This window comes from Spongorhabdus nitratireducens, assembly GCA_947387575.1.
GTDB lineage: Bacteria > Pseudomonadota > Gammaproteobacteria > Pseudomonadales > Endozoicomonadaceae > CANDOC01.
This window is the reverse complement of sequence record CANDOC010000001.1, coordinates 842,003-866,223: the sequence shown is the minus strand read 5'-3', so window position 1 is coordinate 866,223 and position 24,221 is coordinate 842,003. Positions and strand designations below refer to the sequence as shown.

Annotated in this window: 38 protein-coding genes; 8 read left to right on the top strand and 30 right to left on the bottom strand. The window is 48.9% G+C overall.

All coding sequences use genetic code 11. From position 1 onward, the window contains the following. Positions 1-53: 53 nt before the first annotated feature. Entirely contained in the window at positions 54-1,088 is a 1,035-nt protein-coding gene (locus ACYZZ0_RS04030) for a GlxA family transcriptional regulator (protein ID WP_461535295.1), read from the top strand. A gap of 16 nt (positions 1,089-1,104) precedes the next feature. On the opposite strand, the gene ACYZZ0_RS04025 is transcribed toward ACYZZ0_RS04030, so the two are convergent. From ACYZZ0_RS04025 to ACYZZ0_RS04010, 4 genes are all read right to left on the bottom strand, one after another. Beyond that, positions 1,105-1,590 (bottom strand): hypothetical protein, encoded by a 486-nt coding sequence (locus tag ACYZZ0_RS04025; protein ID WP_461535294.1) that lies wholly within the window; start codon positions 1,588-1,590, stop codon positions 1,105-1,107. A 50-nt stretch (positions 1,591-1,640) separates the two neighbouring features. Then, the gene (locus tag ACYZZ0_RS04020) at positions 1,641-2,051 is read right to left on the bottom strand and encodes a GFA family protein (protein ID WP_461535293.1); all 411 of its coding nucleotides are present in this window, start codon (positions 2,049-2,051) and stop codon (positions 1,641-1,643) included. 72 nt (positions 2,052-2,123) lie between these two features. Next, complete coding sequence (locus ACYZZ0_RS04015) at positions 2,124-2,597, bottom strand: MEKHLA domain-containing protein (protein WP_461535292.1); 474 nt, start codon at positions 2,595-2,597, stop codon at positions 2,124-2,126. Beyond that, positions 2,594-2,905, bottom strand: coding sequence for a MazG nucleotide pyrophosphohydrolase domain-containing protein (locus ACYZZ0_RS04010; RefSeq protein WP_461535291.1), 312 nt, complete (start codon positions 2,903-2,905; stop codon positions 2,594-2,596). The genes ACYZZ0_RS04015 and ACYZZ0_RS04010 overlap by 4 nt, the downstream gene beginning before the upstream one ends. A 119-nt stretch (positions 2,906-3,024) precedes the next feature. Here ACYZZ0_RS04010 and ACYZZ0_RS04005 point away from each other — a divergent pair, with 119 nt between their 5' ends. Further along, positions 3,025-3,633: a hypothetical protein gene (locus tag ACYZZ0_RS04005; RefSeq protein ID WP_461535290.1), complete on the top strand. Its 609-nt coding sequence runs from the start codon at positions 3,025-3,027 to the stop codon at positions 3,631-3,633. Between the two features lie 29 nt (positions 3,634-3,662). On the opposite strand, the gene ACYZZ0_RS04000 is transcribed toward ACYZZ0_RS04005, so the two are convergent. From ACYZZ0_RS04000 to ACYZZ0_RS03980, 5 genes are all read right to left on the bottom strand, one after another. Next, positions 3,663-4,412, bottom strand: a complete 750-nt coding sequence (locus tag ACYZZ0_RS04000; RefSeq protein WP_461535289.1) for an SDR family oxidoreductase — start codon at positions 4,410-4,412, stop codon at positions 3,663-3,665. A 20-nt stretch (positions 4,413-4,432) separates the two neighbouring features. Further along, complete coding sequence (locus tag ACYZZ0_RS03995) at positions 4,433-4,804, bottom strand: hypothetical protein (protein ID WP_461535288.1); 372 nt, start codon at positions 4,802-4,804, stop codon at positions 4,433-4,435. A 64-nt stretch (positions 4,805-4,868) separates the two neighbouring features. Then, positions 4,869-5,222: a hypothetical protein gene (locus ACYZZ0_RS03990; RefSeq protein ID WP_461535287.1), complete on the bottom strand. Its 354-nt coding sequence runs from the start codon at positions 5,220-5,222 to the stop codon at positions 4,869-4,871. 71 nt (positions 5,223-5,293) lie between these two features. Beyond that, on the bottom strand, positions 5,294-5,626 hold the full coding sequence (locus tag ACYZZ0_RS03985) for a YnfA family protein (protein ID WP_461535286.1): 333 nt from the start codon (positions 5,624-5,626) through the stop codon (positions 5,294-5,296). Between the two features lie 38 nt (positions 5,627-5,664). Beyond that, positions 5,665-6,222: a helix-turn-helix domain-containing protein gene (locus ACYZZ0_RS03980; protein WP_461535285.1), complete on the bottom strand. Its 558-nt coding sequence runs from the start codon at positions 6,220-6,222 to the stop codon at positions 5,665-5,667. A gap of 85 nt (positions 6,223-6,307) precedes the next feature. On the opposite strand from ACYZZ0_RS03980, the gene ACYZZ0_RS03975 reads away from it, so the two are divergent. Both ACYZZ0_RS03975 and ACYZZ0_RS03970 read left to right on the top strand, forming a co-directional pair. Then, entirely contained in the window at positions 6,308-7,003 is a 696-nt protein-coding gene (locus tag ACYZZ0_RS03975; protein WP_461535284.1) for an AzlC family ABC transporter permease, read from the top strand. Then, on the top strand, positions 6,993-7,319 hold the full coding sequence (locus tag ACYZZ0_RS03970) for an AzlD domain-containing protein (protein ID WP_461535283.1): 327 nt from the start codon (positions 6,993-6,995) through the stop codon (positions 7,317-7,319). The genes ACYZZ0_RS03975 and ACYZZ0_RS03970 overlap by 11 nt, the downstream gene beginning before the upstream one ends. 42 nt (positions 7,320-7,361) lie before the next feature. Here the strand turns inward: ACYZZ0_RS03970 and ACYZZ0_RS03965 are convergent, their stop codons facing one another. The 7 genes from ACYZZ0_RS03965 to ACYZZ0_RS03935 all read right to left on the bottom strand — a co-directional run bounded on the left by ACYZZ0_RS03965 (position 7,362) and on the right by ACYZZ0_RS03935 (position 10,976). Then, positions 7,362-7,751 (bottom strand): hypothetical protein, encoded by a 390-nt coding sequence (locus ACYZZ0_RS03965; RefSeq protein WP_461535282.1) that lies wholly within the window; start codon positions 7,749-7,751, stop codon positions 7,362-7,364. A 98-nt stretch (positions 7,752-7,849) separates the two neighbouring features. Continuing rightward, positions 7,850-8,398: a GNAT family N-acetyltransferase gene (locus ACYZZ0_RS03960; protein WP_461535281.1), complete on the bottom strand. Its 549-nt coding sequence runs from the start codon at positions 8,396-8,398 to the stop codon at positions 7,850-7,852. A 296-nt stretch (positions 8,399-8,694) separates the two neighbouring features. Continuing rightward, positions 8,695-8,880, bottom strand: coding sequence for a hypothetical protein (locus ACYZZ0_RS03955; protein WP_461535280.1), 186 nt, complete (start codon positions 8,878-8,880; stop codon positions 8,695-8,697). A gap of 26 nt (positions 8,881-8,906) precedes the next feature. Continuing rightward, a complete protein-coding gene (locus tag ACYZZ0_RS03950; RefSeq protein ID WP_461535279.1) occupies positions 8,907-9,602 on the bottom strand; it encodes an MOSC domain-containing protein in 696 nt (231 codons plus the stop codon). A 45-nt stretch (positions 9,603-9,647) separates the two neighbouring features. Then, positions 9,648-10,004, bottom strand: coding sequence for a DUF4377 domain-containing protein (locus ACYZZ0_RS03945; protein ID WP_461535278.1), 357 nt, complete (start codon positions 10,002-10,004; stop codon positions 9,648-9,650). 30 nt (positions 10,005-10,034) lie between these two features. Next, positions 10,035-10,520, bottom strand: coding sequence for a hypothetical protein (locus tag ACYZZ0_RS03940; protein ID WP_461535277.1), 486 nt, complete (start codon positions 10,518-10,520; stop codon positions 10,035-10,037). Between the two features lie 57 nt (positions 10,521-10,577). After that, positions 10,578-10,976, bottom strand: coding sequence for a hypothetical protein (locus ACYZZ0_RS03935; RefSeq protein WP_461535276.1), 399 nt, complete (start codon positions 10,974-10,976; stop codon positions 10,578-10,580). A gap of 292 nt (positions 10,977-11,268) precedes the next feature. Here ACYZZ0_RS03935 and ACYZZ0_RS03930 point away from each other — a divergent pair, with 292 nt between their 5' ends. Further along, a complete protein-coding gene (locus ACYZZ0_RS03930) occupies positions 11,269-11,967 on the top strand; it encodes a ribonuclease T2 family protein (protein ID WP_461535275.1) in 699 nt (232 codons plus the stop codon). An 85-nt stretch (positions 11,968-12,052) separates the two neighbouring features. On the opposite strand, the gene ACYZZ0_RS03925 is transcribed toward ACYZZ0_RS03930, so the two are convergent. The 4 genes from ACYZZ0_RS03925 to ACYZZ0_RS03910 form a co-directional block, all read right to left on the bottom strand. After that, on the bottom strand, positions 12,053-12,547 hold the full coding sequence (locus ACYZZ0_RS03925; RefSeq protein WP_461535274.1) for a hypothetical protein: 495 nt from the start codon (positions 12,545-12,547) through the stop codon (positions 12,053-12,055). 92 nt (positions 12,548-12,639) lie between these two features. After that, entirely contained in the window at positions 12,640-12,969 is a 330-nt protein-coding gene (locus tag ACYZZ0_RS03920) for a hypothetical protein (protein ID WP_461535273.1), read from the bottom strand. 27 nt (positions 12,970-12,996) lie between these two features. Then, positions 12,997-14,013 carry a hypothetical protein gene (locus ACYZZ0_RS03915; RefSeq protein ID WP_461535272.1) on the bottom strand — a complete coding sequence of 339 codons (1,017 nt, stop codon included), beginning with the start codon at positions 14,011-14,013 and terminating at the stop codon, positions 12,997-12,999. A gap of 107 nt (positions 14,014-14,120) precedes the next feature. Continuing rightward, on the bottom strand, positions 14,121-14,567 hold the full coding sequence (locus ACYZZ0_RS03910) for a hypothetical protein (RefSeq protein WP_461535271.1): 447 nt from the start codon (positions 14,565-14,567) through the stop codon (positions 14,121-14,123). Positions 14,568-14,789: 222 nt separating this feature from the next. Between ACYZZ0_RS03910 and ACYZZ0_RS03905 the strand changes: the two genes are divergently transcribed. After that, positions 14,790-15,155, top strand: coding sequence for a SpoIIAA family protein (locus ACYZZ0_RS03905; RefSeq protein WP_461535270.1), 366 nt, complete (start codon positions 14,790-14,792; stop codon positions 15,153-15,155). A gap of 112 nt (positions 15,156-15,267) precedes the next feature. Here the strand turns inward: ACYZZ0_RS03905 and ACYZZ0_RS03900 are convergent, their stop codons facing one another. Together ACYZZ0_RS03900 and ACYZZ0_RS03895 are read right to left on the bottom strand one after the other, a co-directional pair. Next, entirely contained in the window at positions 15,268-15,681 is a 414-nt protein-coding gene (locus ACYZZ0_RS03900; protein WP_461535269.1) for a hypothetical protein, read from the bottom strand. A gap of 26 nt (positions 15,682-15,707) precedes the next feature. Further along, positions 15,708-16,130 carry a hypothetical protein gene (locus tag ACYZZ0_RS03895; protein ID WP_461535268.1) on the bottom strand — a complete coding sequence of 141 codons (423 nt, stop codon included), beginning with the start codon at positions 16,128-16,130 and terminating at the stop codon, positions 15,708-15,710. Between the two features lie 324 nt (positions 16,131-16,454). Here ACYZZ0_RS03895 and ACYZZ0_RS03890 point away from each other — a divergent pair, with 324 nt between their 5' ends. Next, entirely contained in the window at positions 16,455-18,035 is a 1,581-nt protein-coding gene (locus ACYZZ0_RS03890; protein WP_461535267.1) for a hypothetical protein, read from the top strand. A gap of 29 nt (positions 18,036-18,064) precedes the next feature. On the opposite strand, the gene ACYZZ0_RS03885 is transcribed toward ACYZZ0_RS03890, so the two are convergent. From ACYZZ0_RS03885 to ACYZZ0_RS03870, 4 genes are all read right to left on the bottom strand, one after another. Next, on the bottom strand, positions 18,065-18,661 hold the full coding sequence (locus ACYZZ0_RS03885) for a GNAT family N-acetyltransferase (RefSeq protein WP_461535266.1): 597 nt from the start codon (positions 18,659-18,661) through the stop codon (positions 18,065-18,067). Between the two features lie 101 nt (positions 18,662-18,762). Further along, a complete protein-coding gene (locus tag ACYZZ0_RS03880; protein ID WP_461535265.1) occupies positions 18,763-19,320 on the bottom strand; it encodes a YbhB/YbcL family Raf kinase inhibitor-like protein in 558 nt (185 codons plus the stop codon). Between the two features lie 87 nt (positions 19,321-19,407). Then, the gene (locus ACYZZ0_RS03875; protein ID WP_461535264.1) at positions 19,408-20,223 is read right to left on the bottom strand and encodes a helix-turn-helix transcriptional regulator; all 816 of its coding nucleotides are present in this window, start codon (positions 20,221-20,223) and stop codon (positions 19,408-19,410) included. Positions 20,224-20,240: 17 nt separating this feature from the next. Continuing rightward, positions 20,241-20,573, bottom strand: a complete 333-nt coding sequence (locus tag ACYZZ0_RS03870) for a DMT family transporter (RefSeq protein WP_461535263.1) — start codon at positions 20,571-20,573, stop codon at positions 20,241-20,243. Positions 20,574-20,757: 184 nt separating this feature from the next. Between ACYZZ0_RS03870 and ACYZZ0_RS03865 the strand changes: the two genes are divergently transcribed. Then, positions 20,758-21,327, top strand: coding sequence for a hypothetical protein (locus ACYZZ0_RS03865; protein WP_461535262.1), 570 nt, complete (start codon positions 20,758-20,760; stop codon positions 21,325-21,327). A 26-nt stretch (positions 21,328-21,353) separates the two neighbouring features. Here the strand turns inward: ACYZZ0_RS03865 and purU are convergent, their stop codons facing one another. The 4 genes from purU to ACYZZ0_RS03845 all read right to left on the bottom strand — a co-directional run bounded on the left by purU (position 21,354) and on the right by ACYZZ0_RS03845 (position 24,095). Then, positions 21,354-22,211, bottom strand: a complete 858-nt coding sequence (gene purU / locus ACYZZ0_RS03860; protein WP_461535261.1) for a formyltetrahydrofolate deformylase — start codon at positions 22,209-22,211, stop codon at positions 21,354-21,356. Positions 22,212-22,373: 162 nt separating this feature from the next. Beyond that, the gene (locus ACYZZ0_RS03855; protein WP_461535260.1) at positions 22,374-22,865 is read right to left on the bottom strand and encodes a DUF2306 domain-containing protein; all 492 of its coding nucleotides are present in this window, start codon (positions 22,863-22,865) and stop codon (positions 22,374-22,376) included. Positions 22,866-22,937: 72 nt separating this feature from the next. Next, positions 22,938-23,279 carry a hypothetical protein gene (locus ACYZZ0_RS03850; RefSeq protein ID WP_461535259.1) on the bottom strand — a complete coding sequence of 114 codons (342 nt, stop codon included), beginning with the start codon at positions 23,277-23,279 and terminating at the stop codon, positions 22,938-22,940. A gap of 72 nt (positions 23,280-23,351) precedes the next feature. Then, positions 23,352-24,095, bottom strand: a complete 744-nt coding sequence (locus ACYZZ0_RS03845; RefSeq protein WP_461535258.1) for an AAA family ATPase — start codon at positions 24,093-24,095, stop codon at positions 23,352-23,354. Positions 24,096-24,221 lie beyond the last annotated feature (126 nt).

The window sequence follows — 24,221 nt, the reverse complement described above, 5'->3', positions numbered from 1 at the left end:
CTGAATCTCAAATATGAGCTTTGCTTGAGAAAGCGTGTAAACAGGGGGCCAGTATGACGGTCCGTTCAAAGGTGCAATACTGTCTTTCCAGCCAATGTTCGCTCAAATCCGGCCAACGTAATATGAGTCTTTCAGAAAAACCGATCAATGTTGCCTTGCTGGCCTTTGAGAATATCAGTGCCTTTCATATCTCGGTACCCTGTCTTGTATTTCAGGATGCTATACAGGACAAATCACCCGGGTTTGAACTGAATATATGTACCGAGAACAACAATCATCTGTTAACCAGTTCCGGCCTGGGCATCACAGTGGAAAATGATCTTCAGGCACTGGAACAGGCGCAGGTCATCGTGATTCCGAGCTGGCCAAACGATTTACCCGAGCCGGGGCCCCGATTGTTGCAGGCCTTAAAACGTCACCATGAGCGAGGCGCATTGATGGTCGGACTGTGTCTCGGAAGCTATGTCCTTGCCTGTGCCGGTCTGCTTGATGGCAAACGAATGACAACACACTGGGAATTTGCCAGTGAATTTCAGTCACGTTTTCCGAATATTGAAGTCGACCCAGCCCCGCTTTTTATTGAGTATGAGCAGATTATTACTTCTGCCGGTACGGCTGCGTCGCTTGATTGTTGTTTACATATCGTCCGTCGTTACTATGGCAGTGAATTTGCCAACAAACTGGCAAGAAGAATGGTCACTGCGCCTTTTCGTTCGGGAGGTCAGCGGCAGTATATTCCTGCTCCGATCAGCGTAAAGTTGCCGGCAGAAAACAGCCTGGGCCGGATCATCGAAGATGTTGAGGAGAATCTCACCCGACAACATTCGCTGGAGAATGTCGCCCGGCGCTGTGCGATGAGCACGCGTACTTTTTCCCGACAATTCAAGTCAGCCTATGGTTGCACTTTTAATAAATGGCTGTTGAATCAGCGTCTGCTGCTGAGCCAGAGATTACTTGAAACCACGCAAAGTCCTGTCTCCCGGGTTGCAGAGCTGGCCGGGTTTGGATCAGAAAGTGTTTTTCGCAAACATTTCAGAGCTGCGTTCCATGTATCGCCAACGCAGTGGAGAACATCGTTTAAACACTAACCCGTTCCTTGTACAGCTATACCCGGCTACATTCAGCCATCTCTCCCCTGTAGCCCTGATAGCGCATAACTTGCTGGTCCAGGTAGGTGATCTGAACGGCAGAATTTTTATTTCTTCTGTCTCTCATATAGTTATTGATAAACGAGTCTTTTGTACGCGCTGATAATGAATTCAGTGCGAACACATCCTCTAGATCAAGGTCGGTATACATCATATTTCCGACCAGCATCCATGTGCCGGCTTCCTTAACGGTGTAGGATACTGCTCTGTTCTGCAGGTCTATGCGACCGCTGATCTGGCTTTTAGAGGTGAAAATCGAGTCTTCCAGAATTTCGATTTTACTGTCCAGCGTCATTCTCATTCTGTCTGAAAGGTTTTGTCTCTCGATACAATGCCATGAGCCAGTGATCAGATCCGGGTTGGCCTCAAAATTTTCGTCTACAGCTACTGTTTTGCAGCCGGCGATAAGAAGGGATAGTGAAAATACAGCTAACTTTTTCATTAGTATCGTTTTCTTTCGTATTTATCTCGAAACTTCTGTTGTACGGATGATTAAAGTTTTTCAGGATGTGCTTCAAACTGCTTCAAATCATCATTGATTTCCAGCCAGGCTGCTTTCGAGCCAACATAGATATGAAACCCCGGTTTTTGGCTGGGTGCATCATCCAATGCACCAAGGCGAATATTATATCTGCCACTATCGGATTTAATGGAAAACAGACTGGAACCACAGGTTTTACAAAATGCCAATTCGGTGTTTTCACTTTTTTTGTAAAAGCTGACAGCATTTTCACCTTTAACGAAATTGAATTTATCCGATGCTATGCCGCCTGCAGACGAATAGTCTGAACCGGTAAATTTTCTGCACTCTGAGCAATGACAGTTCCCAACGTAATCAAAATTATCTTCAACCTGAAACTCAATCGCGCCACAGAGGCAGGAGCCTTTCAATTGCTTTGTCATATTTACTACTCAACAAAAGCCGGAATAGATCATGGGTTTATAGAGGGTAACTATCATAACCTGTGCAATTTTTTACACAAATTTCCAGGATTTAAACATCGCGGCCTGGCCATAATATGCGCCGCTTTCAACGTATAAGTTCCACACTCTGGCATTTTCGATAAAGAACTTCTTACCGGTTGAAGAAACTCTTACGCCGGTATAGTTCTGAATGCAGCCATGCTCTGTTACCTCTGCCAGCAGCCTGTCTCTTTCAGCCTGTGATACGGCTTCTGCCGACTTTCTTGATGGCAACCGGGTTAAGTCTGAAAAGCTCAGTTCAAACAGTTTCAGGGCTGTCGGGTTGCCGAAGTTAAAAACCGGGTCGGGTTCTGTACCATGGGAGACAACGACAAAATCAGCGTTCCACAAAGTTTCCAGGGCAGCAGCATTGTCGTGATCTGTACCCGGCAACAGAGGCTCGGCAAAGTAGTTGTGATAACTCTTCAGCAGTATCTCAATATGCTGTGCTGTAGACTTGTGGCCAATGGTATGCGGTATTTTCATTTTTGCTCCAGCCATGAAAGCCACTTTTGTGTCATAACCTGTTCGATGTCTATGTCGTGATTGTTGGCAAGCAACAGTACCTGACCCAGAACATCAGCGACTTCCTTCTCAAAGTCTGCTCTCAGCGTTTCCGGGTCGGCCCCTTGGGTTCTTGCCTGACCTTTCATTTTGAGATAACTCTGGGTCAGTTCGCCTACTTCTTCAGTCAACTTGAGCAGAAACCATTCATCTGTCCGGTCAATATCATGCTTTTCAGCGTAGGATTTTGAAACGGCTTCAACACCGTGTACCAATTCATGGATTTTCATAAATAGATCTTCTACAGCTTGTTAAGCCAATAAAGAGATAGGCAAACAGTTATCAATATTGCCCGCCTTTACTGGTCTATTCTTGCGACAGAGCAGAACCTGTCAGATGGAGGAGAATATTGATTCTACGCATTTTGTTTGGCGTATTATTTTTTACTGTGATGGGGATGTCTTTTTCAGATGAGTCATTTAACGGGCAAGCTTTTATACAGGTATCTGTCGAAGGTTCGTACAACAACAGCGGAGATGAAGATGAAGGCGATGAATTTCCTATTACTCCGCTGGACATCTACATTATGGAGCAGCTGGACAAAACGTGCTCCGACTATACCTATACGGCATTCTGGGACGACCTCGAAAATCACAGTTTGATCTATAGTCGGGGGGTGGCACTGATAGCCAGCAGTATCCTGAATCCTGACTGTGATGATGGCGAATCTGGCTGCTCACCCTGTATTTTGGCAAAAGCCATGAAAAGGGCGATTGCTATTCATGGACATACCTGCGTCGTGCTGAATTTATCCTGCCTGCATGGAATTCAGGATTACCCCAGGGGGATCAATACAGTCTGTCAAAAACTGGCATACATTATAATTATGTCTGTCCGTCAAAACGCGGACACCACACCGGCGCTGGTGGATGCTACGCTGCAGTGTGCTTTCCCCAGGGGAGCCGGTTTGGTCATGAATGAACTTGTTGCATTGATAAGCCAGCTAAGGGGGTTATAGCAGGAACAGGGCCGAAGCCTTGTTTACACCTACAGCCCGCCGGCCAGATCAATAAAGTTGCCAGTAGCAAATGATGACTTGTCGGAGGCCAGCCAGTAGATGGCTTCTGCAACCTCGGCAGGTTGTCCGCCCCGCTGCATCGGCAGCTTGCTGGCCAGCCGGTCAACCCGGTCCGGTTCACCGCCGTCGGCATGCATATCGGTATAGATCAGGCCAGGCCTGACGCAGTTAACACGAATGCCTTCTGCAGCCACCTCGGTTGCCAGCCCTCGGGTTAAAGTGTCCATTGCACCTTTAGACGCGGCATAGTCGATATATTCATTCGGTGACCCGGTGCGGGATGCGACTGATGACACATTAATAATCGACCCACCCGTACCGCCCTGTTGTGATGACATGCGTTTAACGGCCTCACGTGAACACAGGAACGCACTGGTGACATTGGCGCTGAGAATCTCATTGATCCGGTCAGCACTCATATCCATCAGCCGCGACTGGGGTCTCAGAATTGCGGCGTTGTTGACCAGTACAGACAGGGTACCAAGGCTTTCATCGACGGTTTCGAACAGCCTGATCACTTGGTCTTCATCTGACACATCCGCTTGTACCGCGATGCATTTCACACCCAGCTGGTGGATCTCGTGTTTTAACGCCTCAGCTGCATTCCGGTTTGATTTGTAGTTGATGCAAACCGAGAAACCTTTTTGAGCAAACAGCCTTGCGGTTGCAGCACCGATGCCCCGGCTTGAGCCGGTGATAAGTACAACTTTAGTGTTCATTTTTTCTTTTTATCCATAAGTTACTTACACATTGCGACATTGTACGCCTGCATATATTGCTCAAAACCTGTCTTGAGGAAGCGGACTGTTGGTTTCAGCGGTGTGCAGAAATCAGTATCTATATCCAATGACTGATATTTTTCACCGGAAGTCGTGGCCAGATGTGCACACCCGCCTCCAACAGCCTTGCCGTCGCCGGCTTCAATGCACTGAACGTATTTATACCAGTAATCAGCATTTGTTACCGAGCTGACACATTCATTGTAGGCTTGACGCGCTTCCCGAACGTACAGGGTTCGAGCCTGCTTATATTCATCGGTAAGCTCACATTCTGCCATCACTGCGCTACTGAATGATGTAATGCCCGTTAATAATAAAACCAGTGTTCTCATACTCATCGCACTTGTTTAAGAAGAGGGCGGTTGCCGCAACCTCTGTGCTGTGTTGTTGTTCTGATTAACCCGCACGAGCACCATTAGGCAAAGGCTTTTCTGTTACCGCCAGGCAGGGTGTCAGCTTGTCCGCATAGCCAATATCAAAGAGCATGCCCTGAGATAACTCGCCTGCCATTTTTCTTTCAGGTAGGTTAACGACAAACAGAGCCTGTTTTCCTTCAATCTCTTTCGGGTTTTCCCGTTCCTGTTTTATGCCCGCAAGGATTGAGCGTGTATGGTCACCAAAGTCCACGATCAGCTTCATCAGCTTGTCAGACTTTTCGATCTCTGAGACTGACAGAATTGTGCCTGCACGAATGTCGATTTTGTCCAGATCTTCAATTGAAATTATTTCTTTTACAGGTGCCGGATTCATAATTTACTACTCATGAAATTTTGAGGGTATGTTGTCATCAGTGATGGGTAACACGTATCCATAGCGCCGCGTTATGCACTTCTGGGCGCAAACATGATAATGGCCATTCCGGTGATTGCGACGGCTGAACCAACAAGATCCCAAACAGTTGGCGTGATACCGTCGACTATCCAGAGCCATAGCATGGCAACACCAATATAAACCCCGCCATACGCTGCATAAATCCGGCCTGCAGCGGCCGGATGCAAAGTGAGTAACCAGGCAAATACTGTCAGGCTAATGGCGGCGGGAATCAGCAATAATGCACTTTTATCCTGCTTGAGCCACAGGTATGGGAGATAGCACCCAATAATTTCTGCCAAAGCCGTCAGAATAAACAAACCAATGGTTTTGAGTTCTAACATAACGGGTTCTCGTTAGGGAGAGCATCAAGAAACTGATCTCAGCTATGTTCCGAAATCAGCAATGCCATGGTATCTGGCTCCAGCGCCTTGAATATATGTCGCTCATCTGCGGGGTAGGTGATGTAGTCGCCAGCCGCCAGTTCGACAGCATTATCTTCCAGCCCAACCAGAGCCCGCCCCTGGGTGATGACCAAATGCTCTATGACCCCGGCGTTATGCGGCTCTGACAGTCGCGGCTCACCCGGCTGGACACAGAGCAGATATAAATCCCGCCGCGCCGTGGCCGGACAAGTGGAGAGTAGAAACGCTTCATAATCAGCCTGGTCAGAAGTAACTGATACGCCTTCACCCTTGCGAATAACCTGTACCTCGGCCTGACGGTGTTCAATCAGCCGGGCAAAAGGGATATTCAGCGCTACGCTCAGAGCCCAGAGTGTTTCAATGCTGGGGTTGCCGTTACCGGCTTCCAGTTGTGACAGGGTCGATTTGGCGATGCCGGCTCTACGGGCAATCTCGGCAATGGAGCATCCCGTCTTGCGTCGTTCGCGCACCAGCGCCTGGGCAATCTGTCGGATCAGTGCCTGTTTCTTTTCCATACTCAGACCGTTCTTTATAAAAAACGTATGTACGTTTTGACAATATTGATAATTGTGACCATTATATCAAACAAATGTTCGGAGGATGAGTATGTTTCGGGGTGTTCTGTTGCTGCACCGACGCAGGATTCTGCTGCCAATTCTATTTGTCTGCCTTGCTGATGGTCTGGTGGGTGTCTCCTATGGTGCCAGTGCTGTCAGCTCAGGCTTTGAGCTTTGGTTACCGCTGAGCCTGTCCATACTGGTACTGGCCGGCGCCTCTGAATTTATCTTTATTGCCATTCTATCCGGTGGTGGCAGTCCGTTTGCGGGCGCGTTTGCGGGGCTGCTGGTGAACAGCCGGCATTTGCCTTTCGGCGTTTCAATTCGGCAAACCATTCCTGACGGCATGCGGGGCGTTCTGGCCTGCCATCTTATGAATGATGAATCTGTTGCCTTTGCCCTGGCCCATAAAAACAGAAGACTGAGTCATTATGCTTTCTGGTTCTGCGGCTTTGGCATTTTATTGTTATGGCCGCTGGGTGTGCTGTTGGGTGGCCTGATCGGCTCTTCTATTGAAGATCCGGCGCAGTTCGGGCTGGATGTCATGTTTCCTGCCGTGCTGGTGGCGCTGACATTGCCGGCACTGAAGCAGCAAAAACTGTTGATACCCGCCAGTTTTGGAGCGGCAGCGGCCGTTATCGCAGCACCTTTCGCTGTCGCCGGTCTGGCCCCATTGGCAGGACTTCTTGGGCTGTGTGTCAGAAAATCAGGTATTGAGGAAAAAACGCATGCTGAATGATACCTACCTGACGCTGGCCGGTATTTTGCTGCTGGCTGCAGGCACCTATGGATTCCGGTATGCCGGCCCTCGACTTGGCAAACAGGTCTGGTTGACCGCGGCTCGGCAACAGATGTTTTCAGATGCAAGCCTGTTACTGCTGTTTTCCGTTGCAGTACTGGCCACCGTGTATGAAAGCGGCGAATATGCCGGTCACGCCCGGTTGGCTGGAATTGTTGTTGCGGTCATTCTCTGCCTGGCAAGAGCACCGTTTCTGGCTGTGATTACTCTGGCTGCCGGCGCCACGGCATTGTTGCGATTACTGGGTGTTCAGTAAGGCGGGTATTTGACCCTTGAGCTAGCAGTAATCTGAATCTCTTTAACTGGATTCGATGTGCTTACTCTTGATTTCAATTTTGAACTCTGAGGCATACACCAGCCATTGAGCCCATGGCTCACGATTCAGAAAACCACCAAAATCAAAGACTGCCCCATTAAACTCTAAACTGGATATCTCATCCAGGGGCAGTTCCGGTCTTGGGTGGGATTTACCTTCGATGCTGTCATACCAGAAAAGCGCCACCTCTTTCGATACATTGCAGAGTTGCAACACGCCCTGATCAATGACCCAGTCATTGCCGCCAGACTCTGGGTGATCTTTACTCATGAAGGCACTTTCAAACTCACATGAAATAGAGCCATTGTCTCTAGTGATCTCGATCACCCGGGCATCATGAAAACAGAATTTATCGAACTCTGATGTGATCATGGTTCATTTTTACTACTTTGGAAGTTTCGAGATGGTTTACCGTACGCGGCAGCAGCACTGTGCAGGGTGAAAGGATTCTAATGTCCCGCGATACCTGCTTATGTGGTGATTAACTCATTGCTGAACATGCCAAAAACAATATCATTTTTCCATGTTCCGCCAATTTTGTAGTTGTCCCGAATGATGCCTTCCTGCTGAAAACCGACCTTATTGAGAAGACAGCATGATGCCGTATTTCCTTCAGTCACTGTTGCCTTGGCTTTGTGGAAACTGCAATCCCTGAAAGCAAACTCTAAAACAGCGATCAGGGACTCTTTGCCATAACCCTTGCCATGAAACTCTGGCAACAGCATGAAGCCGACTTCAGCCTGCTGGTGGGGCTCCCATTCAGGGAAAAAGCCTGTTAATCCTATTCTCTCGCCGGTTTCCCTGAGAATGATAACAAGGCAAAGCCACTGAGGATTCAATTTGTTCCATATGGGCAGGCGTGAATCAAAAGCTTGTCTTATGGTTTCATCGTTTTTTATATCGGAAACAAAATTCTGGACAGATTCATTGGTTTGAAGGGAGTAGAACAAGTCCCAATCTGTTGATGTTATCTGCCTCAGCAATAGTTTGTCTGTTTCAAGAAGATATTTTTCATTCATAGCTTTGATGATTATTTTTCGAAGCAGGTGCGCCGTATGTAGCGATATTTACATACGGGCGCTATTAGGGGAACTATGATGATCTTGAATATGTTTCTTCGATAGCTAACCTGCCGTCCTTAAGCTTTAATGTAATCGGTCAACTATACAATTTAACTTCATACTCAAAGGCAGCACTTGCGACGCGCTCACGTCTGGTCAGCCCGTAATGCCGACGACGGTTACCACAAAGCCAGCAAGAGCAAACACATGCTGTTGTCGCATAAATTCCAATCTGCCTGGCAGAGAGCTTTGAGTCATGCCCCCAAAAATGCTGTCTGGCCTTTTTCAACCGTTCCCTGTGGTGTCTTCTCACAGAACGTTTGGCTATTTTCATTGCTTCTAACCCGATTAGTGGATACTACCCGGGCGGTCTCTTCTTCAAGAGACCGCCGGCGTATCAGTCGGGAAGAGAAGTATGCTTCAGAGGTTATCAGACGCATTGGGAATTTACTCTTGATAGGCACTATCAGGCATGGCCCAACAGCCGGAAATTCCAGTTCTCGACTTCACCGGTCTCCAGCCGTTGTACGACCTTTTGCATCCAGCTGTTGGATAGCCGGGTTTGCTGCTGCAGTTTAAGTAAATCTTCCCGATCCAGTGGGTTACCGAAGTAAATATCACAAACTTCACGTACGGTCATGGCATTGGTTGGTCGTTCAATCAGTTCCAGCGGCTGCTCGGCATTAACGACACCCGGTTGAATCACTCGATACAGCCAGCCACAGCGACTGGTGTCCTGCATATGAACGGAAAGATCATCGGCATTCCAGCGTTTATTCAGCTTGAAACAGGGAGAGCGGGGCTGGCTGACTTCAATAATGGCTGCGCCCCAGCGGTAACGGTCACCAATGCAGACATTGTCTTCAGTCATGCCGGTCGAGCTGATGTTTTCACCCATCCCCGGGGCCTGCCAGTCATTATCTTGCGCATTGTCGGTACTATATCTTTCCTGCCAGTAGCCATAGTGTTCTGCCGGATACTGATGTAGTGCCCGTTCCAGTCCGCCATGGTGACGTTGATCGGCGCATTCGTCACCTTCCAGTCCTTCGGTGGAGAGGTATATATCATCAGTGACGGGTGTCTTTGTTATTGCGGTTTCTAGGCCAAACTGTTGTTTTACCTTGCCCCGGTACAGGTTATTGAGATAGTACTGCTTGTTCATATTGTCATCATTTATGCCTGAGAAGCTCTGGTGAATAGTACCTTCTCATTTTTTCACTTTGGTTTTTTCCAACACCCTGATCAGCCTGTAGTGATACAAACTGGCGTCAGCCGGCACATTATCAGTGGTGTATTGCTGAATGCGCTGAATTTCCAGCTTGTACCTGTAGCCTTTTATAAACTCAAAGCCCTGAATATCACTGTAAAAGTAGTCACCGTCCACGATCAGACATTTCATGGGCATCATGCCATGGCAGTCTGCCTTGAACGGGGCAACTTCAATAACCATGGTTTTTGATGTTTGCGGACCTGATTCCGCTCTGTCAGTGGTAGCAGGTTTGCTGGCAGCACAGCCTGTCATAATCGCAACACAGAGAACAAGAGCAGCGGGTGTTGTTTTCATAGAGAAATCACTCAGGTTATGTCACTGGCATCAAGTGAAATGTGCAAAGAAGAACCTGTACATCAGCAGCACTTCAATAAAGAGTGTTGCAACAAACACAACCCAACCCAGGTTCAGCATTACTTTGTGCTGGCCCTTGTAGAAAAGTGTCTTGCCAAGATAGGCCGCATAGCCTGATATCGCCGCGCCATAACCCAGTGAAACACTGAAGTTACCGTCCGGCAAAGAGGTGACCAGGTACCACAACATGGGGGCTACCAGCATGAGACTGAGGACAATCAGGGCGCAGGCTTGCACCATTATCACCCGCTCTCTGGTGAGTTCCTTGCTGAAGTAAGCCAGCAGCGAACCGGCTACCAGAATCATGTCGATGGTCAGATAGGGAGCCAGTTTTATAAAGCTGAAATCCTGAAATGATGCGTCACCCATTAGCCTGAAAATAACCACTGGCACATGGGACAGGGAAAACATCAAACCTAAAATTAGGTTGATGGTGATTATTCTGGTCTTATTCATACTGCACTGCTGAATAGATATTTGTTTATGACAAAGCCTGAGGCCTGATGCTTGCTGTTAATGGGCCTGACTGGATGGCTGTATGGCGCTATTGGTATTTTTCCGCCCGGATACCCGCAACCCGATAACAAAAGACAGGACAGCAATTACAGGAATAATCATAAACGGGCTGGTTTCGCTGAAAGTGAGGTATTTATCCAGCAGGTGGGTCGTAGATAAGGCCAGAAAGCCATTCATTACTGCTGTCGCTACAGAAGGGTGTGAGCCGGCCTTCTTAATACCAAAATAATAAGCCACACCGGAGAAGGGCAGGGTCATGGTGAGATTGACCAGCACTAGCACGATAAACTGCAGGATTTCGTATTCGTAACCGCGCAACACCAGAAACAGGAATAGGATGTTCGCAATCGTCATGCCCAGTGAGAACAGATAAACCGGTGATCTGAATGCTTTCATGTGATCTCTACAGTTATTTCGGTGCGGGAAATGTAAAACGCAGACACGCTACCGCCTCCGCTGCCATGCCCGGAAGGATATCGCTGGATGTGACGACCTGTGTCGTCTGATTTGAGGCATGCTAGCATGGAACAATGACTGGCACTATTGTACGTTTCAGCCGGAGCGGGAGTTTGGCAGGGAAGGAAGCAGGTATTGTTTCATAATTTAATTTCGGTTTATTCCGGCAGGACTGTTACAGTTTTGAACTGAGGCCCGGGACGGCGCGGGAGACCAACAGGGAGATATTGTTTTGAAGAATATACTGGCTGTTTTGCTGGTTCTTTTTTGGCTGACTCCCCGCGCCAGTACAGCTGACGAAACCAGAAAGACCATACTCCCTGCCGGGCAATACTGTACCGTGGATAGAGGCCAATTAAATCCGGATTATGACATCGGCATTGATTATGTGAATGATATTCCGACGGACTTCTTTCTTCTGGTCTATTCCAACTCACCCCGTTTCTGCCAGTACATGGAAGCAAAAGGCCGGCTGGAAGATGTTGCTTTTCAGTGCGCTTCCGGTAATAACTTTGGCTGGGTAATCCATGGTTTGTGGGGCGAGTCCAGAGCAGGCTTTATCAGCAAGAGTAAAACTGCACACCCCAGGTTCTGCAAAGGCGATCTTGCCCCGGTCAGTCTTGATCTGCTTGCCCGCTATATTTGTATGAGCCCGGGTACAAGGCTGTTACAGGGTGAATGGGAGAAGCACGGCGCCTGCGATTTTGATACGGCTGAAGCGTATTTTGAAACCACCCTGAATCTGTATAAACGATACAAAATTCCATCTCCCGACCTCACCCCGAAGGAAGCGGTCGAATGGATGAAACTTGCCAATGCCACACTCAGTGAACTTAACCTGTTTGTATCAAAACGGGAGTTTGGTGTTTGCTTTGCCCGGCTTGAGAGTGGCGAGTTTGAACCGATGTCCTGCCCACAGGTGAAAAACTAAGTGCCGGCAGCAGACTGTCAGACAGCTGCTACCGGTACGATTAAACAAGTTCCTGCGTAACCTGTATTGAAGGTTTCAGTACATATCAGGCTTTAATCTTCACGCAGCTTGACCGCTCCTTGCGGCGGTCTTCAGTCACAAGTTTTTGGTCATCAACATAAATAACTACGCTGGATGAAGGTTCATCGCGCATCTTATCCATCTCCTCCTGAAACTCTGGCTGTATCCGCACTGAAATGGCATTCAATGCCTTGACCGTTACGTCTTCTGTCTGGTCAGTGAGAATTCTGCCGTTCAGCCCCCAGCTGCCGTTGGCATCAAGCGCGAAAGAGATATAGGTATTGTCACGCCGGAACCGGGCAGTGACGGTTCCGCTACCCTTGAATGTATTGTCTTCCCGGTATTCCGTTACGATATTGAAAGTCAATCGGGCGTCTTCTATATAGGACGCGGAATTACATTGCCATGAACCTGTCAGGCGTGCTTTGGTGATGTCGGATTCAGGCGTGGGGACTATGTTTTGATCGACAGTACTACAGCCGGTAATGGCGACAAAAACAAACGGCAATAACTTTTTCATTAACTACTTCTTTGTTGTATAGGACTGGAGGCAGGAACAGAACTGTGTCTGGCCTGCTGGGCAGTGGCTGCTTCGGTGTCAGCTTTCTCCGGTTACTCAACCACATCAACTACAGACTGACGGCCGCGTACGCTGATTTGCCCGGCGCCGGAGGCGATCAGTTTGTTGAGCAGTTGATCTCTGCCATGCACCATCGACCAGCGCATCTCGGTGTCGGTAATCACGGTGGCAACCAGTATATCCATATTGCCATTGGGCAGTACAACACCGGTTGGCAGCGGATGTTGAGCCATGGCAATCAAAACGTTGATAGATTCTGTTTCACCCACCTGGATCTGCTCAATGGTCAAACCGTTGTATTTTTCGACCCGCTTGAGAATACCGGCATCGTGAGTAATCTCGGCATGTTCCCTTGCCAGCATATTGACTCGATTTGGGAGGGGCCCGTATTAATGCCTGATTGTTTCCAGTTGCTTCAGCGCAAACCTTCCCCTTTCCGCAACAGGCCCTGAAGCGTCCGCAGCAAACTGGCGAGCCAGTTGGGTCGCGTCTTCACCCAGCGTTGCAAGTTCACGAATAAAAAACTCGGCGGCAATTCGCCTGACAAGAGAAGACGGATCATTGGCGGATCTGGCCAAAAGGTTCCTGAACGGTGTGGTTATCGTGAGCTTGCGTTCTCCCGTTACAACGACCTGTCTGCCTTCACAATATCGAATATCTGTCCATTCATATTTACGTCCTTCAGGCCACGTCATGCGCCCTTCAAACAGGCTGCGATATGCCCTGGCCCTGACTGCAGGCTGTATCGCTGAGGCTGCGATCTCTTCAAGGCAGTTGTCGAGTGCTGATGTACGGCCGATCTGGGCCAGCAAGCGTGCCATTGGCCCGGTGCTGGAGGAGATGATGCTGGCTTTTAGTGCCTCCGCTGTATTCTGCTCCGCCAGCAGCTGCAGAATGATGGCTTTACCTTCCGGCTCTATCCGGCCCCAGGAGTCCCAGTGGTGCAGGGTAACGCAAAGGGCATGCGTCACATCTGCAGCATTCGAAGCTTTTGCTAGTTGAGGCAGCTTCTCCCTGGCGGCCGCCCGCACCGGAGCGACCCAGTCGTTCAGTCGGCGCAGCGCGAGGGCAAAGAAGAAACGGTTGGGCGCACCGCCACTCAGGGAGCATAAGATTGTCTCCCGCTTATAGCCGTCGTGACTGATCAGATCGAGCCAGGTTAAAACATTGGGGCGGGGCGATTTTTTCCAGAACTTCAAAACGGGTTGCTCAGCTTCATGCAGGGCAGCATAAAACTCTGACCGGATTAACCGCTCCCAGTATTCCAGGTTGGACAGGGGCAGTTGATTGGTCGCTTCTATCAGAGCCGTCATATCCGCAACCACCTTGCGACTGGAGCTGATCGACCGGGCAAACACTTTAACGGCGGCTATGACCTGTTTTTCGTCATGGTGCGAATCCTGCACGGGATGATAATCCTTTTGTTAGTATTGTTGTGAAATACCGGTCTTAACAGAACCCGGGCCAGCTTGCCAATATCTGCCCGGATTTAATCCGAAGGGTTTAGCCTGCGTCAGGTTTTGACCTTCTGACAGAGGCTTCGCTTTTTTCGGCTGTTTTTGAAGATGACTTTATCGTCGTCAATGTACAGGATCATATTGGAAATGTTTTTGGAAAACGCCTTGTTCAGTTCTACCTGAACTTTCTGTAATGACCGGTGGGCAATGATATTGAGTGGTTTTGCGGTTACCACTTCGGTTTTATCGGTGACAATTCTTCCTTCAAGCTTCCAGGTTCCGCGAATATCTACCGTGTATAACAAGTCGGTGCTTGATCCTTTGGGGCGTATGGATACAGTACCAGTCCCGGTAAATGTATTGTCATCGCTATACGTTGTAATAGAGTCAACAGAACCCTTTGTTCCGTCCTTTTTTTCACCATGATCGAGACAATGCCAGGATCCTGTCAGCTGAGCTTTGGTAATTGCAGGTTTCGGTGTTCTGGCTGGATGCTGATCCATTGTGCTGCAACCGGAAATGGCTACGAAAACGAGCGGTAATATCTTCTTCATTGACTACTTCAATATTGTCCAGGGCGGGTGATAAGGCTTAGTGCTGATATTTATAACTATTAAATTAATATAAAAAATTCAAATACTGTTTAATCATATGTGTCTCAAAAAATACCATTTTGACGGATTGTGATTACTATATCTCCTGTGTCTTAAAACAGGTAAACACTTATGATCGAGATTCTCCCACAAAGCACAGATGATGTGCTGGGTTATAAAATATCAGGGAAAGTTACAGGTGATGAGGAAAAGTACTGGCTGGGTAAGATTGAACAACATCTGAAGGAGCACAAAAAACTTCGAATGCTGGTAATTCTTGATGATAATGCCGAATGGGATATGGCCGCTGGCTATGAAGACTTCAAGTGGATTTCAACCCATACCCGACAAATGGAAAAAATTGCTTTTGTAACCTCGAAAAAACTCTGGAAATGGTGGCTTTCCGCAGACAAACCCTTTGCCAGATTGTTTGATGTTCACCTTGATAACTTTGATCCGGACGAACTCGATGAAGCATGGGCGTGGGTGAAGTCCTGATCTGTATTTTATTGATATTTTTATCTTCTGATTTTCTGTAATTGCTAACTAAATTTATATTTCGACGTTAAAGTCGCAGTGTAGTAGTGCGCCTGTTGGCATGCCAGGCGCGTTATTTAATTACAGGATTTTTTTTGAAACTAATAACGTAGTCATCCGCAGTGATATCGGAGTAATCCGCTATGAGTCGTCTGATCCATATCTCAAAGTCGCTGCTATCAAGCCCTGCAAACCTGAAGCACGCTCCGGTATCTTCTGTTGATATCGAAAGCAGCACTGCTTTGCGGTATTTAAAATGACCTGATGTTTCGAACAGAGGTAGACTTTCAAATTCACCAGCCTGAGGGGGTTGGTAATTAATACACACAGTGTTGTGCTGGGCACCACTGGCAAGACCGAGGCGCTTGTAGTCATGCTGGTGCCGGTTGTACTCATCACATTGCCGGTGATTCAGTTGCATGGCTTCATTGGCCCGGACTGTTGCTGTGTTCAATATCAGCAGAGAAAGTAAAAGCAGTGTGCGCATAGTGAGTGATACTGAACCGTTGTTCTCTAGTTATGGGCTATCCGGCCTGTTTCCAGTTTGATAATCGTATTATCTTGATCAATATATGAAACCCGTACCGGCAATCCTTCCCGGACAGGGCCGCCTTCTGATGCCGTCTGGTTGAAACCCTGGGTGATACGATAACCCGAATATTTAAACATCACGCCATTTACAGTAAAGCTTTCGTTTTTATTTCCCCGGGATGTCATCGGGTCGAAGTCTTCAACGATACCCTCAACAACATGAAACCTGCCTTGTTCATACAGGGCTCGCAGCGTCTGTTTTTTGTTATAGATATTACTGGTACTGGCTACCGCTATAAAAACGGCAAAGCCTATGCAGCTTACGCAGAGTTTCTTTACGTATTGCCGGGAAATCGATAAGTGCTGTTCCGAAAAATCCGGTGCCTTCTTATAGATCAAGAGCAAGATTATTATCATACCCGGGAGGGGTAAGAGAAAACTCAGGTCTTGCAATCCGATCTTTGATATTTCAAATACGACTTCGTAATCCATATTTTCCAGCCGGGTGCCTAAAAACTGTATTCTGTGTCGTCTGGCTGATGGCATGCTAGCACGTAAAAACAGGTGGCACTATTGTGCGCTTTATTCACCATGCAACGCTATATCCAGCGCCGTGGCAGAGCGGCACCGGATTTGTCTGAAAGCCAATGATCATCAGGCTGACCAGCGCTATCAAGCATCCGCCGAGAGCGCCGATGGACTGTTAAACCAGTCCCTGCGGAGCCCGCAATGAATCTGAAGCCTGTCCTGTTCTCGATCCTGATGCTGTTGCCCTTTACTGGCCATGCCGCCTTTGTCGGGTCGCTGTACTTTGGACAGGTGCCTGCGGGTGGCTCGGAACAGCGGGAATTAACAGATTGCCAAGATAAACGTCCTGCGGCAGCAGCGGTGTCCGGGCTGACACTGAGCGATCGGTCATTGGCGCCTTACTTCGATATCTCGCCTGCGCGGGAAGAGGACGGCTGTCTGCTGGTGACGGTGACCTTTAAACCACCGGCCGGGCAGCAGGAACCGTACAAAGTCTATGGCTATGGCCGCAGTGAAATGCCGCAGAAAGAACGCAAGTCCAAAGAAGTCTGGGTCGGCACCGGCAAGCCACAACCGGACCTGGGCGATGATGATGACGAGGATGACACCGGCCCGGCTACTGTTCAGGCCTTTATTCAGGCCACTATTAATGGTCAGCAGGTTAATCTTGCACCGGTTCGGGGTATCGGCGTCAGTCGCCATGAATGGGAAACCGTTATTCAGCCTTCCGGCTGGCGCTATATCGGCCACTTTACTCAGGAACCGGATGAGAAAAAACGTCAGAAAGGCTGGGGGCCGATCAGCTTTGATGCCATGCAGATCCTGAAAAACCGCCTCTATGGGGTGAGTTTCTCCGATGGAGTTTCCCTGTCCGAATTTGAGTTTGACCGGTTCGGCGTGCCGACTCCGCATTTAAACGAAGCGGGAGAACAATACATCCATCGCGGGCTGGACCGTACCAACTGGATGAATATCAGCGAAAATGGTGAATGGCTGGCTACTCTGGGCCTGACCGGTGAAACTATTCTGTGGCAGCCCTCTGCCAATGGCTTGCAGAAAATCTTCAAACAGGGTTGTGATGCCCGCCAGTGCGGGGTGTTGCTAAATTTGTCCAAACATCAGCCGGTGTTTGCTGCAGGGGACAGCTGTCTGATGACGGCGGAAGGCTCCAGTGTCTACGATACCGGCAATACCATTCGCACTATTGCTGTTCCGGATGACGGCGACCCACGCTTTCTGGGTGAAACCATCCGTTCCGCCAATGTGGCAGGTATGAGCAGTGTCAACGGCGCACTGGCTTATATCAATGAGCATGAAGACACAATTTCAGAATGCCTGGTAACAGAAGGCCGGTGTGACATCCTGGGATGCCAGAAGTATCAGCATTCCACCGACAGAGCTCGCAACACCGCCTACAGCCCGGACGGACGTTTTCTGGCCGTGGTGGGTTCCCGGGTCAATATCTGGCAGCGTGATGAAACCCGGGTAAAGAATCTGCCACCCAACGAGTTTAAAGCAGGCGGAGACCACCTGGTATTTCATCCGGACAGCGAATTGCTGGTGGTAGTGGGAGGCCAGCGTCTGACATTTCTGAAGCTGGGTGACAGCGGTGAAATGACCGAGGCAAAGCAATTAAGGATGGGCGAAGAAGGCACCTACAAGCCTCAGGTTGCTGTGGGGCCCCGCTACAAGGCTGCGGTTTTCAATGCTGACGGTAGCCGGCTCTATATCGGCTATAACGGCGTTGAAGGTGGTGTCGCTATGTATGAGCGGCTGCAGTAAGACCGCACGTGCACCGGGCTGGCGCCCGGTTATGCCGCCTTGATCCAGAGAGAGAGGGTGTTGGCCGTATCAGCACCCGTGTCGACCTGATCCCATTCCATATGAACCCTCTTGTTCGGAATCTTGCTGTATCCGTAGTATTCAAAGATAGGGCCAAGCTCCCGGTAATCCGCGGGTCGCAAAGGGTGATCGCTTTCCCTGTCTACGGTCATGAAAACAATCTGCTCAAAACCGTCTGTTTTTGCTTTCTGCTCATGACTTTCCATAAAGTGCCTGAACATGCCCTTACTTCGAAATTTCGGGTAAATCATCGCCTCGCCGATATAGAGCATTTTATCCAGCGGCACATTGTCGCCAGAGAAGGGGGCTTTGATCTCCTCGAGTTCATCCGCCAGTGATACCGAGCTGGAATACCCGACCACCTTGTTGTTATGGAAGGCCAGCATAATCAGGGCATTCGGTTGGGAGAAATAGGTTTCCAGGTATTCGGTTTCGTATGTCAGGTCGCCTTCATAGAGATAGGGAAATTCCTTGAACAAACCGATTCGGATTGCAGCAATATCATCCCGATATTTTCTGGCTTCCGGGCCGGAGAAGTAGCTGATGGTATACGGCTGATCCTTCATGTTTGTTCTCTTTTTTATATGCGAATGGTCCCAGTATAAAGCCACTTGCCAGTAGCCGTCAGGCCCACACTGACGGCAGCTTGAGGTTTTACAGATAACTTTTATTCGCGCTGGTAAAGGGCCTCAATACGGCTTGATGCCAGTGAGTGGGCGTTGACCATATAACCCGTCAGTGCGCCTGAGGCATTTTCCGGTAGATCCAGTTTTTGCGACAGTGCGTGAACGGTAAACTGATAGCGATGCACGCCATGCCCTTGCGGAGGACAGGCGCCGCCAAAGGCTTTGGCACCGTAATCGTTGCTTATCTGGATGCTGCCTTCAGGTGTAAGACGTTTAGCCGGGTCACCGGCTCCGGCCGGCAGTGAGGCCACATTGGCTGGAATATTAACCAGCTGCCAGTGCCACCAACCACTGCCGGTGGGCGCATCCGGGTCATAGACCATTACCGCAAACGCTTTGGTGCCTTGTGGGGCATTAGACCAGGACAGCTGTGGTGAAGTATTGCCTCCGGAGCAACCAAAACCCTGATATTCCTGCGCCGTGCTCATAAACTGACCTTGGGCGATATCTTCACTCTGTAGTGTGAATGAATCAGCCAGTGCTGCGCTTGATACAACTGAAAGACACAACACCAGTCGGGTTGTTACTTTTCTCATCATCCGTTTTACCCCGTCTCAAGTCAGGCTTGTTAACAGGGCTTCAGGATAAAATGTATCTGGCCGAAGGATTAGATCAAAACCAGCCAACTATTCGCCTGAATCGCTCAAGCGGGTTTTTCTTAATGCTGTGGGGGTCATACCAAACAGCTTTTTGAATTTATCGGTAAAGCGGGACTGGGACTGGAAACCACACTGTTCTGCAATCCGGCCGATGGGATCAGCACTGACCTGTACCCGATGCAGCCCATAGTTAAGCCGGGCACTGTCTTTAATCTCCTGCAGGCTGGTGCCTTCTGTGTTGAGTTTGCGACGCAAGGTCGATTCACTCATAGCCAGTCTGGCCGAGACAATGGCGGCATTGAGGTCATCATTGATATGGCTCGCCATCATGCCGTATATCTTATGGCTCAGACCCGGCGGCTCCATCACTGAGCAGACCTGCTTATAACCATGGTGATAGAGCAGTTGCAGAATTTCCCGCCGCCGCAGTGGCCACATCTCCGGCGGTGCAAAGGCAGACCATTCAACAAACTGTTGCAGTGTTTGCTGCAGGGTTTGATCGATTGCTCCCTGGAAAAAGGTATCGGTGCTTGCTTCTTTGGTTTCGAAGCAGTCAAAGTCACTGTGATCAAACTCGATAATCAGCGCGAAGTATTCCGTGTCTCCGGGAATATTACGCAGCTCCAGCGCCGGCTTGTTGGAGAGAAAGACAAAACTTCCAGTGCCACACTCGAAATCACCTTGTTTCCCTAGCTGCTTGTAACCATCCAGCACGCAGATCAGCATTGGCTTGTTGATTCTGACGTTGAAGATATGCTGTTCTTTGATGGAGGTGTAGACAGTGAAGGGCAGGGCGTCAGTTTTTGCCAGCCGGTGTTTTGCGGATGAGATGAGTTGTTGCATGTTATGCTAGGTCAGCGTTAATGAACGTTTGTTTTTGAAAAAACATTCAAAATAATAACGCCGGTAACGATAAATCCCATGCCGACCATTGATGGCAGATCCAGCTTCTGACCAAGCACCAGCCAGGCGACCAAAGCCACTAACACCACGCCCAGGCCCGCCCAGATTGCATAGGCCACACCAACCGGGATGGTTTTTAACGCGAGTGACAGAAAATAGAACGCTACAGAATAACCCGCCAGAACAATAATGGAGGGCGTGAGTTTAGTGAATCCTTCAGCCGCTTTCAGGGATGACGTTGCTACCACTTCACCTGCTATTGCAATAAATAAGAACAACCACTCTTTCACTACTAACACCTCAAATAAAGAGACTTTTGTGTATTATAATGAAGTTGTCAATTAAATTTCACTGCGTCAGATGCGGATTGATCCGTAGCTTTCTTCTGCGATCATGAGGCGTCTGAAGCATACTGCAAATCAGATTTTAACTGCCAACACCCAAAGTCCCGCCCCGCAGAGAAGTTCCTGATCTATGAGCTGTAACGATAACGGAGGCTTCCCGCTGTTCTCCTGGCTGTTTACGATCTTTTTAGCCATCCGGCTGGCATTTACCCGAACAGGGATGATTGTTATTGCTATCTGCTTTCTTATCTTCAGCCATGAAGGTCAGAAACCATTAGTAGCCCGCGGTGAAATACCTGCCGAGTGGCAGCATGTCTATCAATCATTTTCCGGGATCATGGGGAATGAGATAACGTCTGATGAGGTAATCGACCTGAGCACAGTGAACCGGGCTGAGTCCGGTTGTATGAGGGTGATGAAAAAATACGATTCCGATATGCGGGAATATCTGAGGCCGGCCTTCCTGTTTAATGAGACAAAGGCGCTGGTCATTGATGGCAATACATTAATAAGGGCTGATGTGCACCACGGTGTCACCATGGCGTTCTATACCATGAACTGCCTGATCAACGATCAGGGACAGATGATTGGCGGCTATGTCCAGTCACAGGAGAGTGACTGGACCTCTTTAGCGGTTGGTCCGAACAGGAGGCGGTTTCATTATATTGAAGATGGCCTGGTGATGGAGTGGTCTCAATAACCGGCTGATCATCAGGCCCCGGCTCATCAATCAAGAATGATGGTTTTGCCTTCGTCAACAATGACCCGGTCTTCCAGGTGATATCGCAGACCGCGGGCGAGAACCGTTTTCTCTACATCCTTGCCCAGTCGAACCATATCTTCCGGCAAATGGTTATGGCCCACACGGATAACGTCCTGCTCGATAATCGGACCTGCATCCAGCTCTTCCGTCACATAATGACAGGTCGCACCCACCAGTTTCACACCACGGGAATAGGCCTGATGGTACGGTTTGGCACCCACAAAAGAGGGCAGGAAGCTGTGATGAATATTGATCAGGCGATTCTTGTAGATATCACACAACGCTGGCGGAATAATCTGCATATATCTCGCTAATACAACGGAATCCACATCATGTTCAGTCAGTAGTTCAGTCATACGATTGTAAGCTTCAGCTTTATTCTCTTTATTGACCGGAACATGGTGGAATGGAATGCCATGCCATTCTACATACCCGCGAAGATCATCATGATTGGAAATGACACAGGGAATATCCATATGCAGGTCACCACTGCGCCAGCGGTAGAGCAGGTCTGACAAACAGTGAGCCTGTTTACTGGCCAGCAGCGCCACTTTATGGGGCGTGCCTGAATCGTTGATACTCCATTCCAGCTTCAAGCGATCAGCAATGGGCTGAAAACCGGTTCTGAAACCCTCAAGATCAAATGGCAGACTGTCAGCCCTGATTTCATTACGCATGTAGAAGCGACCCGTCTCCGGGTCAGAATGGTGGTTCGCTTCCAGAATCCAGCCACCATGGCTGGCAATGAAATCACTGACAGAGGCAACGATGCCACTGGCATCCGGGCATGAGATCAGAAGGCGGTAGGTTCTTGTTGTCATGTTTGCGACCTTACATCATGGATGGCGCATTATATGTCACAGATTCAGGATAGCCAGCACGCCATTTTTTACCTATCTGTCTTCAGGATCAATCAGCACTTTGGCTGTACATGGGAGTCATTGTTTGTTCAACCTGAAATGAGGAGTTTTACTGGCTCGGGATTACCCGAACAATTTCGTCCGGTAGTATCTGATCACCCGGTCTCCGACGAACCCAACCATACCCGCCGCAACAAAAATCCCGACAATAAACTGGTTAAGCGATGATACTCCCGCTGCCAGCGGCACCCGGATAATAACCTCTGCCACAAAAGCTGCCAGCAGCCCCACGTAACTGAATGACAGGTACTCAAAATGGTAGACTTGCCACCGCTTGTTTTTCTGTCGTGCAAATATCGGGTAGTACATGCCGATCAACAGATAGGGCAGGCTCATCAGGATAAACAGGTGAAACCAGCTGAAGCCGCCGGTCATATTCTGTAGAAAAAGGGCCGACAGATTCAGTGTCAGCATCGAGGCGATATAGATATAACCGACCTTTTTATGCTGACCCGTGCCTTTCCGTTTCCGGAATACAATGGCTCCGGCAATCAGAGCCACCAGGGCTGAGAGGGAGTGCAGGGCGCCTAGGGGGGAACTGTAGAAAAATTCCATGGAGTCATGCTCTTGTTATTGTTATTTGCAGAACCGGGTTCTGGTTGGAAAAAACCTGGTTTTGGGGGCTGATTACTTCCATTGCCCCTGTTCACTGATCAGCACTTGCCGGCTATTCTGTATGACCTCAAACAGACCATCTTGATGCACCCAGTACGTTGTATTTCCCTGACTGAATTTATAACCGACAAACCGGCAGGGTGTAACCCCGTCATTACAGGTGGTATGCCAGGATGAGCCTTGCAGCGTTATGACCTCACCTGTCGTTTTGTTGGTGCCAGTATAGAAATAACGGGCACAGGAAACTTCACCTTCAGAGCACTTTGAATCAATGGAAATAATGTGACTTTCGGTTTCAAGTTCGATGCCAAACCCGGTGAGTGGAATCAGCAGCAGAGCAATCAAATATTTCATAAGCGTTATTGTCGATTAATCTTCTTCAGGCTCATCTATATCACCCCGGCTTGTATAGGTCATTAAATTCCATTATCTCGTAAGATTTTTCAGCATTGACTCCGGGTTATTAAGGAAGGCGCGGGTAATCTGGTAGTGCTCGGTGTCTTCATACCTGACAGGATAAATACCCGACTGGTCAATCTGGTAAATCAGCGCCCCCGGGTAAGCCATCAGGATGGGAGAGTGGGTCGCAATCACAAACTGCGACTGCTGTTTAATCAGCTGCGACATTCTGCTGAGTACTGCCAGTTGTCGTGAGGGCGACAGTGCCGCTTCGGGTTCGTCCAGAATATACAGACCTTGTCCGCCAAACCGCTCAATCATCAATGCCAGGAACGACTCCCCGTGGGACTGCTTATGCAACGATATGCCACCGTAAGAGTCTATGATCGGCGGGCCACCGGATTCTTCATCCAGCTCATCTATATTGGTGGCGACATTATAAAAGCTTTCAGCTCTCAGGAAGAAACCGTCACGGTATTTTTTATAGGATTTGGACAGGCGTAAAAATCGGTAGAGATCGGAATGGGTATGACGGGTACCAAAGTTAAAGTTTTTGGTGCCGCCCTCGGCATTAAAGCCCAGTGCGACCGCTATGGCTTCCAGCAAAGTGGATTTACCACTGCCATTTTCACCAACAAAAATCGTTACGGTGTCTGAAAATTCAAGATCATACAGTTCCTTGATGGCAGGAATGGAGAAAGGATAAGTATTAAATGAGGCAACCTGATCGCGCTTTAAACGGACATTTTTTATGTAGGGTAGAGGATTCATCGTACGATATTAGCAGCTGCCTGATATTTGGTATCAGAATAAACCCGGAGGTCTACAGGGTACTGTTCCTGAAACGACCAGCCATATAACAGTTAGCACTGCTGTATGGCTGGCCGCCGGGCCGAT

What these genes read in the sequence shown, in the direction of transcription:
- ACYZZ0_RS03945 (WP_461535278.1), bottom strand. Translation starts at nt 10,004, where the DNA reads ATGAAAACAACACCCGCTGCTCTTGTTCTCTGTGTTGCGATTATGACA.
- ACYZZ0_RS03885 (WP_461535266.1), bottom strand. Translation starts at nt 18,661, where the DNA reads ATGAAGGATCAGCCGTATACCATCAGCTACTTCTCCGGCCCGGAAGCC.
- ACYZZ0_RS03855 (WP_461535260.1), bottom strand. Translation starts at nt 22,865, where the DNA reads ATGGAATTTTTCTACAGTTCCCCCCTAGGCGCCCTGCACTCCCTCTCA.
- ACYZZ0_RS03960 (WP_461535281.1), bottom strand. Translation starts at nt 8,398, where the DNA reads ATGAATGAAAAATATCTTCTTGAAACAGACAAACTATTGCTGAGGCAG.
- ACYZZ0_RS03910 (WP_461535271.1), bottom strand. Translation starts at nt 14,567, where the DNA reads ATGGATCAGCATCCAGCCAGAACACCGAAACCTGCAATTACCAAAGCT.
- ACYZZ0_RS03980 (WP_461535285.1), bottom strand. Translation starts at nt 6,222, where the DNA reads ATGGAAAAGAAACAGGCACTGATCCGACAGATTGCCCAGGCGCTGGTG.
- ACYZZ0_RS04020 (WP_461535293.1), bottom strand. Translation starts at nt 2,051, where the DNA reads ATGACAAAGCAATTGAAAGGCTCCTGCCTCTGTGGCGCGATTGAGTTT.
- ACYZZ0_RS04000 (WP_461535289.1), bottom strand. Translation starts at nt 4,412, where the DNA reads ATGAACACTAAAGTTGTACTTATCACCGGCTCAAGCCGGGGCATCGGT.
- ACYZZ0_RS03965 (WP_461535282.1), bottom strand. Translation starts at nt 7,751, where the DNA reads ATGATCACATCAGAGTTCGATAAATTCTGTTTTCATGATGCCCGGGTG.
- ACYZZ0_RS03940 (WP_461535277.1), bottom strand. Translation starts at nt 10,520, where the DNA reads ATGAATAAGACCAGAATAATCACCATCAACCTAATTTTAGGTTTGATG.
- ACYZZ0_RS03925 (WP_461535274.1), bottom strand. Translation starts at nt 12,547, where the DNA reads ATGAAAAAGTTATTGCCGTTTGTTTTTGTCGCCATTACCGGCTGTAGT.
- ACYZZ0_RS03920 (WP_461535273.1), bottom strand. Translation starts at nt 12,969, where the DNA reads ATGCTGGCAAGGGAACATGCCGAGATTACTCACGATGCCGGTATTCTC.
- ACYZZ0_RS03865 (WP_461535262.1), top strand. Translation starts at nt 20,758, where the DNA reads ATGAGCTGTAACGATAACGGAGGCTTCCCGCTGTTCTCCTGGCTGTTT.
- ACYZZ0_RS03890 (WP_461535267.1), top strand. Translation starts at nt 16,455, where the DNA reads ATGAATCTGAAGCCTGTCCTGTTCTCGATCCTGATGCTGTTGCCCTTT.
- ACYZZ0_RS03990 (WP_461535287.1), bottom strand. Translation starts at nt 5,222, where the DNA reads ATGAATCCGGCACCTGTAAAAGAAATAATTTCAATTGAAGATCTGGAC.
- ACYZZ0_RS03880 (WP_461535265.1), bottom strand. Translation starts at nt 19,320, where the DNA reads ATGATGAGAAAAGTAACAACCCGACTGGTGTTGTGTCTTTCAGTTGTA.
- ACYZZ0_RS03950 (WP_461535279.1), bottom strand. Translation starts at nt 9,602, where the DNA reads ATGAACAAGCAGTACTATCTCAATAACCTGTACCGGGGCAAGGTAAAA.
- ACYZZ0_RS03975 (WP_461535284.1), top strand. Translation starts at nt 6,308, where the DNA reads ATGAGTATGTTTCGGGGTGTTCTGTTGCTGCACCGACGCAGGATTCTG.
- ACYZZ0_RS03955 (WP_461535280.1), bottom strand. Translation starts at nt 8,880, where the DNA reads ATGCGTCTGATAACCTCTGAAGCATACTTCTCTTCCCGACTGATACGC.
- ACYZZ0_RS03935 (WP_461535276.1), bottom strand. Translation starts at nt 10,976, where the DNA reads ATGAAAGCATTCAGATCACCGGTTTATCTGTTCTCACTGGGCATGACG.
- ACYZZ0_RS04015 (WP_461535292.1), bottom strand. Translation starts at nt 2,597, where the DNA reads ATGAAAATACCGCATACCATTGGCCACAAGTCTACAGCACAGCATATT.
- ACYZZ0_RS04010 (WP_461535291.1), bottom strand. Translation starts at nt 2,905, where the DNA reads ATGAAAATCCATGAATTGGTACACGGTGTTGAAGCCGTTTCAAAATCC.
- ACYZZ0_RS03900 (WP_461535269.1), bottom strand. Translation starts at nt 15,681, where the DNA reads ATGCGCACACTGCTTTTACTTTCTCTGCTGATATTGAACACAGCAACA.
- ACYZZ0_RS03850 (WP_461535259.1), bottom strand. Translation starts at nt 23,279, where the DNA reads ATGAAATATTTGATTGCTCTGCTGCTGATTCCACTCACCGGGTTTGGC.
- ACYZZ0_RS03995 (WP_461535288.1), bottom strand. Translation starts at nt 4,804, where the DNA reads ATGAGAACACTGGTTTTATTATTAACGGGCATTACATCATTCAGTAGC.
- ACYZZ0_RS03985 (WP_461535286.1), bottom strand. Translation starts at nt 5,626, where the DNA reads ATGTTAGAACTCAAAACCATTGGTTTGTTTATTCTGACGGCTTTGGCA.
- purU (WP_461535261.1), bottom strand. Translation starts at nt 22,211, where the DNA reads ATGACAACAAGAACCTACCGCCTTCTGATCTCATGCCCGGATGCCAGT.
- ACYZZ0_RS04030 (WP_461535295.1), top strand. Translation starts at nt 54, where the DNA reads ATGACGGTCCGTTCAAAGGTGCAATACTGTCTTTCCAGCCAATGTTCG.
- ACYZZ0_RS04025 (WP_461535294.1), bottom strand. Translation starts at nt 1,590, where the DNA reads ATGAAAAAGTTAGCTGTATTTTCACTATCCCTTCTTATCGCCGGCTGC.
- ACYZZ0_RS03845 (WP_461535258.1), bottom strand. Translation starts at nt 24,095, where the DNA reads ATGAATCCTCTACCCTACATAAAAAATGTCCGTTTAAAGCGCGATCAG.
- ACYZZ0_RS03875 (WP_461535264.1), bottom strand. Translation starts at nt 20,223, where the DNA reads ATGCAACAACTCATCTCATCCGCAAAACACCGGCTGGCAAAAACTGAC.
- ACYZZ0_RS03970 (WP_461535283.1), top strand. Translation starts at nt 6,993, where the DNA reads ATGCTGAATGATACCTACCTGACGCTGGCCGGTATTTTGCTGCTGGCT.
- ACYZZ0_RS03905 (WP_461535270.1), top strand. Translation starts at nt 14,790, where the DNA reads ATGATCGAGATTCTCCCACAAAGCACAGATGATGTGCTGGGTTATAAA.